Source organism: Pseudomonas salomonii, assembly GCF_900107155.1.
Classification (GTDB): domain Bacteria; phylum Pseudomonadota; class Gammaproteobacteria; order Pseudomonadales; family Pseudomonadaceae; genus Aquipseudomonas; species Aquipseudomonas salomonii.
This window is the reverse complement of the sequence record NZ_FNOX01000012.1, coordinates 202,436-213,447: the sequence shown is the minus strand read 5'-3', so window position 1 is coordinate 213,447 and position 11,012 is coordinate 202,436. Positions and strand designations below refer to the sequence as shown.

General features: G+C 57.3%; 14 protein-coding genes and 1 tRNA gene. 3 read left to right on the top strand and 12 right to left on the bottom strand.

Annotated features, from left to right (window positions below; translation table 11 throughout):
- Positions 1–71 precede the first annotated feature (71 nt).
- The 9 genes from BLV67_RS25645 to thrS form a co-directional block, all read right to left on the bottom strand.
- Positions 72–148: transfer RNA gene (locus BLV67_RS25645), tRNA-Pro, on the bottom strand.
- A 90-nt stretch (positions 149–238) separates the two neighbouring features.
- Positions 239–595, bottom strand: a complete 357-nt coding sequence (locus BLV67_RS25640; protein WP_003174972.1) for a MerR family transcriptional regulator — start codon at positions 593–595, stop codon at positions 239–241.
- A complete protein-coding gene (ihfA, locus tag BLV67_RS25635) occupies positions 576–878 on the bottom strand; it encodes an integration host factor subunit alpha (RefSeq protein WP_002553164.1) in 303 nt (100 codons plus the stop codon). The genes BLV67_RS25640 and ihfA overlap by 20 nt, the downstream gene beginning before the upstream one ends.
- Positions 879–881: 3 nt before the next feature.
- Positions 882–3,260 carry a phenylalanine--tRNA ligase subunit beta gene (gene pheT, locus BLV67_RS25630; protein ID WP_065911851.1) on the bottom strand — a complete coding sequence of 793 codons (2,379 nt, stop codon included), beginning with the start codon at positions 3,258–3,260 and terminating at the stop codon, positions 882–884.
- A 26-nt stretch (positions 3,261–3,286) separates the two neighbouring features.
- Positions 3,287–4,303, bottom strand: a complete 1,017-nt coding sequence (gene pheS / locus BLV67_RS25625; protein ID WP_034117607.1) for a phenylalanine--tRNA ligase subunit alpha — start codon at positions 4,301–4,303, stop codon at positions 3,287–3,289.
- A gap of 109 nt (positions 4,304–4,412) precedes the next feature.
- Entirely contained in the window at positions 4,413–4,769 is a 357-nt protein-coding gene (gene rplT / locus BLV67_RS25620) for a 50S ribosomal protein L20 (RefSeq protein WP_003174975.1), read from the bottom strand.
- A gap of 27 nt (positions 4,770–4,796) precedes the next feature.
- Complete coding sequence (gene rpmI / locus BLV67_RS25615) at positions 4,797–4,991, bottom strand: 50S ribosomal protein L35 (RefSeq protein WP_002553160.1); 195 nt, start codon at positions 4,989–4,991, stop codon at positions 4,797–4,799.
- A 59-nt stretch (positions 4,992–5,050) separates the two neighbouring features.
- Positions 5,051–5,602 (bottom strand): translation initiation factor IF-3, encoded by a 552-nt coding sequence (infC, locus tag BLV67_RS25610; RefSeq protein WP_015884933.1) that lies wholly within the window; start codon positions 5,600–5,602, stop codon positions 5,051–5,053.
- On the bottom strand, positions 5,602–7,524 hold the full coding sequence (thrS, locus tag BLV67_RS25605) for a threonine--tRNA ligase (RefSeq protein ID WP_065911849.1): 1,923 nt from the start codon (positions 7,522–7,524) through the stop codon (positions 5,602–5,604). The genes infC and thrS overlap by 1 nt, the downstream gene beginning before the upstream one ends.
- A gap of 365 nt (positions 7,525–7,889) precedes the next feature.
- Between thrS and BLV67_RS25600 the strand changes: the two genes are divergently transcribed.
- Together BLV67_RS25600 and BLV67_RS25595 are read left to right on the top strand one after the other, a co-directional pair.
- Positions 7,890–8,204: a hypothetical protein gene (locus BLV67_RS25600; protein WP_083221690.1), complete on the top strand. Its 315-nt coding sequence runs from the start codon at positions 7,890–7,892 to the stop codon at positions 8,202–8,204.
- 289 nt (positions 8,205–8,493) lie between these two features.
- The gene (locus BLV67_RS25595; RefSeq protein WP_003234260.1) at positions 8,494–8,706 is read left to right on the top strand and encodes a cold-shock protein; all 213 of its coding nucleotides are present in this window, start codon (positions 8,494–8,496) and stop codon (positions 8,704–8,706) included.
- A gap of 73 nt (positions 8,707–8,779) precedes the next feature.
- On the opposite strand, the gene BLV67_RS25590 is transcribed toward BLV67_RS25595, so the two are convergent.
- Positions 8,780–9,100, bottom strand: coding sequence for an I78 family peptidase inhibitor (locus tag BLV67_RS25590; RefSeq protein ID WP_017138776.1), 321 nt, complete (start codon positions 9,098–9,100; stop codon positions 8,780–8,782).
- Positions 9,101–9,243: 143 nt separating this feature from the next.
- A complete protein-coding gene (locus BLV67_RS25585) occupies positions 9,244–9,552 on the bottom strand; it encodes a hypothetical protein (protein ID WP_065911918.1) in 309 nt (102 codons plus the stop codon).
- Between the two features lie 172 nt (positions 9,553–9,724).
- Here BLV67_RS25585 and BLV67_RS25580 point away from each other — a divergent pair, with 172 nt between their 5' ends.
- The gene (locus BLV67_RS25580) at positions 9,725–9,937 is read left to right on the top strand and encodes a hypothetical protein (protein WP_056861277.1); all 213 of its coding nucleotides are present in this window, start codon (positions 9,725–9,727) and stop codon (positions 9,935–9,937) included.
- A 33-nt stretch (positions 9,938–9,970) separates the two neighbouring features.
- Here BLV67_RS25580 and BLV67_RS25575 read toward each other — a convergent pair whose 3' ends face one another.
- The gene (locus tag BLV67_RS25575; protein WP_065911846.1) at positions 9,971–10,999 is read right to left on the bottom strand and encodes a nucleoside hydrolase; all 1,029 of its coding nucleotides are present in this window, start codon (positions 10,997–10,999) and stop codon (positions 9,971–9,973) included.
- Positions 11,000–11,012 lie beyond the last annotated feature (13 nt).

The following is an 11,012-nucleotide window of genomic DNA, read 5'->3' as shown; positions in this document are numbered from 1 at the left end:
TAAATGTGGGGGTATTTTTTAGACATGAAAAAGCCCAACCGTTTCAGATTGGGCTAAATCATTGAAAAATATGGTCGGGACGGAGTGATTCGAACACTCGACCCCTAGCACCCCATGCTAGTGCGCTACCGGACTGCGCTACGCCCCGACTAGGCGTGTTACTGGGTTTGCTTCGTAACGAAGCGATCCGGAATATACCGCAAGCTTTTGAAATGTGGAAGTATTTTAAAAGCTTGTATCACTTCTTCAACACCACCAGCACATCTTCGAGTTCGGAGATCATCTGGCGGATCAGTTGTTTGTATTGGGTGGTGTCGTCTTTGGCTTCATCACCGGACATACGCTGGCGTGCGCCGCTGATGGTGAACCCCTGGTCGTACAGCAACGCACGGATCTGTCGGATCATCAGCACATCCTGGCGCTGATAATACCGACGGTTCCCGGTGCGTTTGACGGGGTTGAGTTGAGGAAACTCCTGCTCCCAATAGCGCAGCACGTGCGGTTTGACCGCACAAAGCTCGCTGACTTCACCAATGGTGAAGTAGCGTTTGCCTGGGATGACGGGTAGTTCGTCGTTATGACTTGGTTCCAGCATAAGCCTCAACTCGGGCCTTCAACTTCTGCCCTGGACGAAAGGTGACCACACGGCGAGCCGTGATCGGGATTTCTTCTCCCGTTTTTGGATTGCGGCCAGGCCGCTGGCGTTTGTCCCGCAGGTCAAAATTGCCGAAACCGGACAATTTGACCTGTTCGTTGTCTTCCAGAGCGTGCCGAATTTCTTCAAAGAACAGTTCGACCAATTCCTTGGCTTCGCGTTTGTTCAGACCCAACTCTTCGTACAGACGTTCCGCCATCTCAGCTTTCGTCAAAGCCCCCATACGTCACTTCCTTAACGTGGCGTTCAACCTTTGTTCGAGCGAGGTGAGGATATTTTGTGTCGTGGTATTCACCTCATCGTCATTAAGAGTGCGCGATGGATGCTGCCAGGTCAAGCCAACTGCAAGGCTTTTTCTATGCGGATCAATGCCTTTACCCTGATAGACGTCAAATAGCCTGAGGTCTGTCAGCCATTCCCCTGCATTTTCACGGATTACGTCCAGAACGGCAGTGGCGGCCACTTCACGGTCGGCGATCAGCGCGAGGTCACGACGCACTTCAGGGAAGCGCGACAACTCGCTGAATTTAGGCATCTTGCCCGACGCCACTTCAGCCAGAACCAGCTCAAAAACGAATACCGGACGGTCCAGACCCAGGGTTTTCGACAGCTCTGGGTGGATGGCACCGACAAAACCCACCAAACGCCCTTCGCGCTCGATACGTGCAGTCTGGCCCGGGTGCAATGCCGGGTGGCTACCAGGCACAAACGTGAAGTCATCCAGTGCACCGGCAAAGCCCAGCACCGCTTCCACATCGGCTTTAACGTCGAAGAAGTCCACGCCATCGCGGCCCTGTGCCCAGCCTTCTGGCAGGCGGCTACCGCAGACAACACCCGCCAGCATCGGCTCTTGCTTGAGGCCGTCGAGTTGGCCGACAAAACGCAGGCCGCTTTCGAACATGCGCACGCGGTCTTGCTGACGGTTCAGGTTATGGGACAGTGCCTTGACCAGACCCGGCCACAGCGACGAACGCATGGCGGCCATGTCATTGGAGATCGGGTTGGCCAACAGCAACGGCTCAACACCTGGGTTGAACAGTTCAAACTGCTTTGGATCGATGAAGCTGTAAGTCACCGCTTCCTGGTAGCCACGGGCAACCAGCAGGCGACGCAACTCCGGCAGGTGCGCACGCGCTTCGGCCTTGGGTTGCGGTGCCAAACGCGCTTGCGGGTAGCGAACCGGCAGGCGGTTGTAGCCGTACAGGCGGGCCAGCTCTTCGATCAGGTCGACTTCCAGGCTGATGTCGAAACGATGGCTTGGCACTTCTACGTGCCACTGCCCTTCCCCACCGGCGGAAATACCCAGGCCGAGTGCGGACAGCAGTTGCTCGATTTGTGCAGGATCAATCACCAGGCCAAGCATTTGCTCGACGCTTTTGGCACGCAGAGTGATCGGTGCAACCGACGGCAGGAACTGCTCGTTGACGGTTTCGGTGATCGGGCCGGCTTCGCCGCCGGTGATTTCCAGCAGCAGGCCAGTGGCGCGCTCCATGGCTTCACGGGCCAGCTTCCAGTCCACACCACGCTCATAGCGGTGCGACGCATCGGTGTGCAGGCCGTAGGAACGGGCCTTGCCAGCGATGGCGATCTGGTCGAAGAACGCGCTCTCAAGAAAAATATCGCGGGTGGTTTCGGACACACCGCTGTGCTCGCCACCCATCACGCCGGCAATCGCCAGGGCGCGGGAATGGTCGGCAATTACCAGGGTATCGGCGCGCAGGCTGACTTCCTGGCCGTCGAGCAGTACCAGCTTTTCACCTTCTTCGGCCATGCGCACGCGGATGCCGCCATTGATTTCGGCGAGATCGAAGGCGTGCAGCGGTTGGCCCAGCTCCAGCATCACGTAGTTGGTGATGTCCACGGCAGCATCGATGCTGCGCACGTCGGCGCGACGCAGGCGCTCAACCATCCACAGCGGGGTTGGCTTGGACAGGTCGACGTTGCGGATCACACGACCCAGGTAACGTGGGCAGGCGTTTGGCGCCAGTACGTCGATAGGGCGCACTTCGTCATGCACTGCGGCGACTGCGGCAACCACTGGGCGGGTGACCGGGGCGTTGTACAGCGCGCCCACTTCACGGGCCAGACCAGCGAGAGACAGGCAGTCACCCCGGTTTGGGGTCAGGTCGACCTCAATGCTGGCGTCTTCCAGTTCCAGGTAGACACGAATGTCCTGGCCCACTGGCGCATCGGCCGGCAGTTCCATCAGGCCATCATTGCCCTCGCCGACTTGCAGTTCAGCCTGGGAGCACAGCATGCCGTTGGACTCAACGCCACGCAGCTTGGCTTTCTTGATTTTGAAGTCGCCCGGCAGTTCGGCGCCGATCATGGCAAAAGGGATCTTCAGGCCCGGGCGCACGTTAGGCGCTCCGCACACGACCTGGAAGGTTTCTGCGCCGTTACTGACCTGGCACACACGCAGCTTATCGGCATCGGGGTGCTGCTCGGTGCTCAGCACCTCGCCCACCACCACGCCGGTGAAAACACCGGCGGCCGGCGTGACGCTATCGACCTCAAGGCCGGCCATCGACAGACGAGCAACCAACTCGTCGCGATCTACCTGCGGGCTTACCCAGCCACGCAGCCATTGTTCACTGAATTTCATCCTGCTCTCCTAAAGATTCGTTACGACTAGCGAAATTGCGCGAGGAACCGCAAGTCGTTGTCGAAGAACAGACGCAAGTCGTTCACGCCGTAACGCAGCATGGCCAGGCGCTCAACGCCCATGCCGAAGGCAAAGCCCGAGAACTCTTCCGGGTCGATCCCGGACATGCGCAGCACGTTAGGGTGAACCATGCCGCAGCCCATCACTTCCAGCCAGCCGGTCTGCTTGCAGACGCGGCAGCCTTTGCCGCTGCACATCACGCATTCCATGTCGACTTCAGCGGATGGCTCGGTGAACGGGAAGAACGATGGACGGAAACGCACCGCCAGCTCTTTCTCGAAGAACACCCGCAGGAACTCTTCGATGGTGCCCTTGAGGTCGGCGAAATTGATGTCGCGATCGACCAGCAGGCCTTCGACCTGGTGGAACATCGGCGAGTGGGTGATATCCGAGTCGCTGCGGTACACACGGCCTGGGCAGACGATGCGGATCGGCGGTTTGTTCGCTTCCATGGTGCGGACCTGTACCGGCGAGGTATGGGTGCGCAACAGCATGTTCGCGTTGAAATAGAAGGTGTCGTGCATCGACCGGGCCGGGTGATGGCCTGGGATGTTGAGCGCCTCGAAGTTGTGATAGTCGTCTTCGACCTCGGGGCCTTCAGCAATGCCGTAGCCGATGTGGGTGAAGAACTGCTCGATACGTTCCAGAGTCCGGGTGATCGGATGCAGACCGCCCGAGGCCTGGCCACGACCAGGCAGGGTGACGTCAATGGACTCGGCGGCGAGCTTGGCCGCAAGATCGGCCTCCTCGAGCGACGCCTTGCGCGCATTGAGCACCTCGGTGACACGCTCCTTGGCAACGTTGATCAGCGCGCCGACTTGCGGGCGCTCTTCAGCCGGCAAATTCCCCAGGGTCTTCATCACCTGAGTCAATTCACCTTTTTTGCCAAGGTAGTGAACCCGGATTTGCTCCAGGGCATTTACATCTTCAGCGCTATGCACAGCCTCAAGAGCTTGGGCAACGAGCGCATCCAGGTTTTCCATGTACAGACTCCAGATACAAAATAGGGGAAGAGCTTGAAGGCTCTTCCCCTATTTATGACGTTTACCACCTTGGGCTACAGGAGCAGCCCAGGGTGACTGTCGGGGGTACTTAAGCCAAAGTGGCTTTAGCTTTCTCGACAATCGCAGCAAACACCGCTTTTTCGTTCACGGCCAGTTCAGCCAGAACCTTACGGTCGATTTCGATGGACGCTTTTTTCAGGCCAGCGATGAAACGGCTGTAGGACAGACCGTTAACACGTGCACCAGCGTTGATACGAGCGATCCACAGAGCGCGGAACTGACGTTTTTTCTGACGACGGTCGCGGTAGGCGTATTGGCCTGCCTTGATTACCGCTTGCTTGGCAACACGGAATACGCGTGAACGCGCGCCGTAGTAGCCTTTAGCAAGTTTCAGAATTTTTTTGTGACGCTTACGGGCAATGACGCCACGCTTTACACGAGCCATGAGTTATTCCTCTATTCTTGACTAAAATTAACGAAGGCGCAGCATGCGCTCGACTTTTGCCACGTCAGACGGATGCAGCAAGCTGCTACCGCGCAGTTGACGCTTACGCTTGGTCGACATTTTGGTCAGAATGTGGCTCTTGAAAGCGTGCTTGTGCTTGATACCGTTAGCAGTTTTCAGAAACCGCTTAGCAGCACCACTTTTAGTTTTCATCTTTGGCATGTTCGGTACTCCGCATTCAGTTGATAAACATAATCAGAAGGCCTGCCGTGCCCTGTTGATTACTTCTTCTTTTTCGGGGCGATGACCATAATAAGCTGGCGTCCTTCCATCTTAGGATGCTGTTCGACCGAACCGTACTCGAGCAGGTCAGCTTCAACCCGCTTGAGGAGTTCCATCCCCAGCTCCTGGTGGGCCATCTCACGGCCGCGGAATCGCAAGGATACCTTGGCCCTGTCCCCATCACTCAGGAAACGTACCAGGTTGCGCAGTTTTACCTGGTAATCCCCTTCCTCCGTCCCTGGACGAAACTTGATTTCTTTTACTTGAATCTGCTTCTGGTTCTTCTTCGCTGCGGCAACCTGTTTCTTCTTCTCGAAGATCGATTTGCCGTAGTCCATCACCCGACAAACAGGTGGGATTGCATCGGCGGAGATTTCCACCAGGTCCAATTTGGACTCTTCAGCAATACGAAGCGCTTCATCAATCGAGACGATGCCAATCTGCTCGCCGTCAGCGCCAATTAACCGAACCTCGCGTGCCGAGATATTCTCGTTGATCGGGGCTTTCGGTGCAGCTCGTTTATCTTGTCTCATTTCACGCTTAATAATAATTACTCCGAATCTGGGCGACCACGCCGGGAAACCGCTTGCGCGAGGAACTCAGCGAACTGGGCGACGGGCATCGAGCCCAGGTCAGCACCTTCACGAGTACGCACAGCGACAGTCTGCATCTCGACTTCCCGATCTCCGATAACCAAAAGATAGGGAACCTTGAGCAAAGTATGCTCACGGATTTTAAAGCCGATCTTTTCATTTCTCAAGTCGGACTTGGCACGAAATCCGCTTTCGTTGAGAGTTTTTTCAACTTCAGCGGCAAAATCGGCCTGTTTATCAGTGATATTCATGATCACTGCCTGGGTCGGAGCCAGCCACGCAGGGAATGCACCCTCGTAGTGCTCGATCAGGATACCGACGAACCGTTCGAACGAGCCGAGGATCGCCCGGTGCAGCATAACCGGGTGCTTACGGCTGTTATCTTCGGAGACGTATTCGGCTCCCAAACGGATCGGCAGGTTAAAATCGAGCTGCAGGGTACCACACTGCCAGACGCGACCAAGGCAATCTTTCAGCGAGAACTCGATCTTCGGACCGTAGAAGGCGCCCTCACCCGGCTGCAGATCGTACGCAAGGCCCGCGCTGTCTAGCGCAGCGGCCAGTGCGGATTCAGCGCGATCCCACAGTTCGTCGGAGCCAACACGTTTTTCCGGACGAGTGGACAGCTTCATCTCGACTTCGGTGAAGCCGAAATCGCGGTAAACGTCCATGGTCAGCTTGATGAACGCGGCGGATTCGGCCTGCATCTGCTCTTCGGTGCAGAAAATGTGGGCGTCGTCCTGGGTGAAGCCACGCACACGCATGATGCCGTGCAGCGCACCCGACGGCTCGTTACGGTGGCAGGCACCGAATTCGGCCAGGCGCATCGGCAACTCGCGGTAGCTCTTCAGGCCCTGATTGAACACCTGCACGTGGCACGGGCAGTTCATCGGCTTGATGGCGTAGTCGCGGTTTTCCGACTGAGTGGTGAACATGTTGTCGGCGTAGTTGGCCCAGTGCCCGGATTTCTCCCACAGGCTACGGTCAACAACCTGAGGCGTCTTGATCTCCAGGTAGCCGTTGTCGCGCTGAACCTTGCGCATGTACTGCTCGAGCACCTGGTACAGGGTCCAGCCGTTCGGGTGCCAGAACACCATGCCCGGCGCTTCTTCCTGGAGGTGGAACAGGTTCAGGCGCTTGCCGATTTTGCGGTGGTCGCGCTTTTCAGCTTCTTCGATGCGCTGGATGTAGGCCGCCAGCTGCTTCTTGTCAGCCCAGGCCGTGCCGTAGATCCGCTGCAATTGCTCGTTCTTCGCGTCACCGCGCCAGTAGGCACCCGACAGCTTGGTCAGCTTAAACGACTTGAGAAAGCGCGTGTTCGGCACGTGCGGGCCACGGCACATGTCGACATATTCTTCGTGGTAATACAGGCCCATGGCCTGCTCGTCCGGCATGTCTTCCACCAGACGCAGCTTGTAGTCTTCGCCACGGGCGGTAAACACGTCGATGACTTCGGCGCGTGGCGTGACCTTCTTGATCACGTCGTAATCTTTTTCGATCAGCGCGTGCATGCGCGCTTCGATAGCCGCCAGGTCGTCCGGAGTGAAGGGACGCTCATAGGCGATATCGTAATAGAAGCCTTCGTCAATGACGGGGCCGATCACCATTTTTGCCGTCGGGTAAAGCTGCTTGACCGCATGGCCGATCAGGTGCGCACAAGAGTGGCGAATGATCTCCAGCCCCTCTTGATCCTTGGGCGTGATGATTTGCAGACTGGCATCAGTGGTAATCAGGTCGCTGGCATCCACCAGCTTGCCGTCGACCTTGCCGGCCACGGTGGCCTTGGCAAGACCTGCACCAATGGATGCGGCGACCTCGGCTACGGAAACCGAATGATCGAATGAACGTTGACTGCCGTCGGGAAGAGTAATAGTTGGCATGGCGCCTCCTCTCCTAGTGGTGACCCCTACCAAAGGTCACGTGGGTTGGGATGAGCCAGTACAAGATCCAACACCAGGCCGTTCAGTGATGAACGCCTGCCTTACAGCGGCAGGAGCCTTTCGGCCAACCGATAATCGAACCAGAGTGACTGGAGTGAACTCAAAGAACATGGCAAGGCGGCAATGGGCGCGCCTGGAAATAGCCAAGCCGAGGATGCTAGCACAGATGAACGGTCATCGCGCCTGCCGCGCCTGATGAAACATAAAATCCCGTGTTTGATGCCTGCAAAAGTGAACTTGGGCTGTACGAAAGCCCTCAAACCCGCTGAGAATCGCTGTTTGCCCACGAATCAAAGGAGCACTTCATGATGCGCTTTACCTCGACCCTCGCTCTCGCCGCTTCCCTGACCCTCCTTTCCCTCGGCGCGCAGGCTGCCGCCCCGTCGAACTGGCCAGCCGGTGCCCGCGACAGCTTCATTGCAGATTGCAGTGCCGCCGCCAGCCAGAACGTTGATGCCAAAACCGCCAAAGACCATTGCGAATGCGGCGCCGACAAGATCAACGCCGAATTGAGCACTGCCGAAATCAAGGAACTCATGACCAACCAGAACGCCAAGCCGGAGCTGAAAAACAAAGCTGTCGCGGCGATTTCGTCCTGCAAAGTCGTGAAGAAAAAATAACCACGACCTCTGATCAGACGGCCATTTGACTGAAAAAACAGCCTGAAAACTGCCATTTCGCACAAATTACGCAGCTTTTACGGCTTTTTTTAACAGCTGATATTTCGCAGCAAAGCCCCGTAAATCGGGGCTTTCAGCCGACCAAGGCACTAAACGCAACGCTATTGATTAGCAAACAATGCCTTGGGGGGGCTTACAAGCCGAACATTTCGACTATGATACCCCGGTGTGCCCAGTTGGCCTGAGCAGCACAGCACTACTGAAAATATATGTTTCTTGGAGATACACCATGTCTAATCGCCAAACCGGCACCGTTAAATGGTTCAACGATGAAAAAGGCTTCGGCTTCATCACTCCTCAAGGTGGCGGTGACGACCTGTTCGTACACTTCAAAGCTATCGAAAGCGACGGTTTCAAAAGCCTGAAAGAAGGCCAAACCGTTTCCTTCGTGGCTGAGAAAGGCCAAAAGGGTATGCAAGCTGCACAGGTTCGCGGCGAGTAATTCTCCGCTGAGCTAAAAAAACCCCGTCCATGTGACGGGGTTTTTTATGGGCGCTGCAAAAGCCGCAGGGCGATCAGCCGCAGTTGACCCGCGTGATCACCAGGTTGTCGTCGGTGTTCAGGTTCAGACGGTCGGAGCGGTATTCCAGGGTGATCATGTCGTTAGGCTTGAGGATCCGTGCGTTCTGCGCGCCGGCACGGGTACGTGCCTGCTCCAGCAATTGAGGCGAGGCTTTCTGGCCGATGGCGAATTCGGCGGCCTTCGATTCGCAGCGGGTGTGACCTGCATCGGCAACGGCGGCATCTTTGCCTGGCTCAGGGGCACCCGGGGTGCTGCAACCCGCCAACGCGAGTGCTGCCAACAAAGTACCGAATGATGCGAGCTTCCAAGGCATGAAGCCTCCTATGAAAAAAATGGACAGAGATCGTGCGACAGCGATCTGGCGGTTTGGTTTCAAGACGTAAATCGCCGAAGGGTAAGTCTGCCTGACTCACGGCGAGCATTCGCCCGATCAATCGTCACCAGATATGAACGAATTCAGTAGATATCGATGTAGTCAAACGGTGGCTTTGGCCAGTTCTGCTGGAGCGCATTGAAAATCTGCCGGACCCAGACCTCATCGCTGGCGGCGACGTTACCAACATAACCCGAACCTTTGGCCCAGGTCTCGAGGCGAAACAGCAGGCCGTCGATGTCGACTCCGCCTACGGCCGTCCCGGACGAAATATAGGCGATTCCGCCCTTGGTCACGCGCAACTGGGTATGTTCGTCGTCACTGGCGCTGGCGAGCAATTGGCGCACGGCGTCCAGCGTGAGGTTATCGGGGTTGTTCAAATCGATCTGCACCTGGTGTCCCCGGTAGTTGAATAGGGCAACAGTGTCGCACAGCATCGGCCTCATCCCGAAACGTCTCATGCCTAAGTAGCACTGCCAAACGCTGCGCAAAAATGGTTAACTGCCCCGGTTAGAAGCGCGCTCCAGCGCACTGTCCAGCATTCCAGCCCCGCGAGCCCCGACCATGAGCACCGTAACCCTCCAAGCCGACATCAAAGCCAAGTGGCCTCAAGGACAAAGCTCCTACAGCCCCGGAAGCACGGAGGAGTTGGCCATCATCGGAATCGACCTGCTGGTCAAGGAACTCGGCACGCAAGCCGCACAGGCCTTCATCGGCCAGGTATTCGAGAAATACCCGGCCGACCACATGGGCGCCCACAACCCCGAGCGCGAATAAGACCCGGCCGGCGAGCGCCGACCGGCAAACAGCTTACTTCAGACGGGCCAGGCGCTCGGTCAGCAGATCGAAGAAGCCTTGGGCGTCGCCGTTCTCAACCCAAAATGCGTTCTTCGGCTGCTTGAGGCCGTCATACCAGTCGACGACGGTCTGGCCGAAGGTCGGGCCTTCGCGGCTGTCGATCACCACGTTGACTTCACGGCCGCTGAACAGGGAAGGCTTGAGCAGGTAGGCAATCACGGTAGCGTCATGCACCGGGCCACCCGGGATGCCGTAGTGTTCCATGTCGCCCTTGACGTATTCATTGAGAATATCGCCCACCACCTTGCTCGCATTGTTCTTGATGTCGGCAATCTGTTTCAGACGCGCATCACTGGTCAGTACTTTGTGGGTCACGTCCAGCGGCAGGTAAGTCAGCTTGACGCCACTCTTGAGCACGATTTCAGCCGCAACAGGGTCTGCGAACAGGTTGAACTCAGCTACCGGGGTGATATTGCCGCCATTAAAATGCGCCCCGCCCATCACCACCACTTCCTTGATGCCTTGGGTGATCTCCGGCGCCTGGGTCAACGCCAGTGCCAGGTTGGTCTGTGGGCCGAGCATGGCGATGGTGATGCTGTGAGGTTTGGCGGTGCTCAGGGTCTTGATCAGGTAGTCAACGGCATTGCCTTCGGCCAGGCCTTTTTTCGGCTCATGCACGGCGACACCGGAAATACCTTCCTTGCCGTGGATGTTCTCCGCATAGATCGGCGTGCGCAGCATGGGTTTTGGCGCGCCGGCGTATACCGGGATGTCCTCGCGCCCTGCCCACTCGCGGGCCAAGCGCGCGTTGCGGGAGGTCTTGTCGAGGCGCACATTGCCGGCAACGGTGGTCAGCGCACGAATGCTCAGCTCTTGCGGTGACGCCATGGCAAACAGCAACGCCACGACGTCATCGGCGCCTGGGTCGGTGTCGATGATCAGGTCGATTTTTTCCGCCGCTTGGGCGCTGGCTGCGGTGAGTGCGGACAAAAGCAGGACACTCCTAAACAGGTTTTTCAGGATTGGGAGACCACGTTGCATGAAGCACTCCTTG

Excerpts from the sequence above, each read along its gene's own strand:
- BLV67_RS25640 (WP_003174972.1), bottom strand. The coding sequence starts at position 595 with ATGCTGGAACCAAGTCATAACGACGAACTACCCGTCATCCCAGGCAAA.
- ihfA (WP_002553164.1), bottom strand. The coding sequence starts at position 878 with ATGGGGGCTTTGACGAAAGCTGAGATGGCGGAACGTCTGTACGAAGAG.
- pheT (WP_065911851.1), bottom strand. The coding sequence starts at position 3,260 with ATGAAATTCAGTGAACAATGGCTGCGTGGCTGGGTAAGCCCGCAGGTA.
- pheS (WP_034117607.1), bottom strand. The coding sequence starts at position 4,303 with ATGGAAAACCTGGATGCGCTCGTTGCCCAAGCTCTTGAGGCTGTGCAT.
- rplT (WP_003174975.1), bottom strand. The coding sequence starts at position 4,769 with ATGGCTCGTGTAAAGCGTGGCGTCATTGCCCGTAAGCGTCACAAAAAA.
- rpmI (WP_002553160.1), bottom strand. The coding sequence starts at position 4,991 with ATGCCAAAGATGAAAACTAAAAGTGGTGCTGCTAAGCGGTTTCTGAAA.
- thrS (WP_065911849.1), bottom strand. The coding sequence starts at position 7,524 with ATGCCAACTATTACTCTTCCCGACGGCAGTCAACGTTCATTCGATCAT.
- BLV67_RS25600 (WP_083221690.1), top strand. The coding sequence starts at position 7,890 with ATGATGCGCTTTACCTCGACCCTCGCTCTCGCCGCTTCCCTGACCCTC.
- BLV67_RS25595 (WP_003234260.1), top strand. The coding sequence starts at position 8,494 with ATGTCTAATCGCCAAACCGGCACCGTTAAATGGTTCAACGATGAAAAA.
- BLV67_RS25590 (WP_017138776.1), bottom strand. The coding sequence starts at position 9,100 with ATGCCTTGGAAGCTCGCATCATTCGGTACTTTGTTGGCAGCACTCGCG.
- BLV67_RS25580 (WP_056861277.1), top strand. The coding sequence starts at position 9,725 with ATGAGCACCGTAACCCTCCAAGCCGACATCAAAGCCAAGTGGCCTCAA.
- BLV67_RS25575 (WP_065911846.1), bottom strand. The coding sequence starts at position 10,999 with ATGCAACGTGGTCTCCCAATCCTGAAAAACCTGTTTAGGAGTGTCCTG.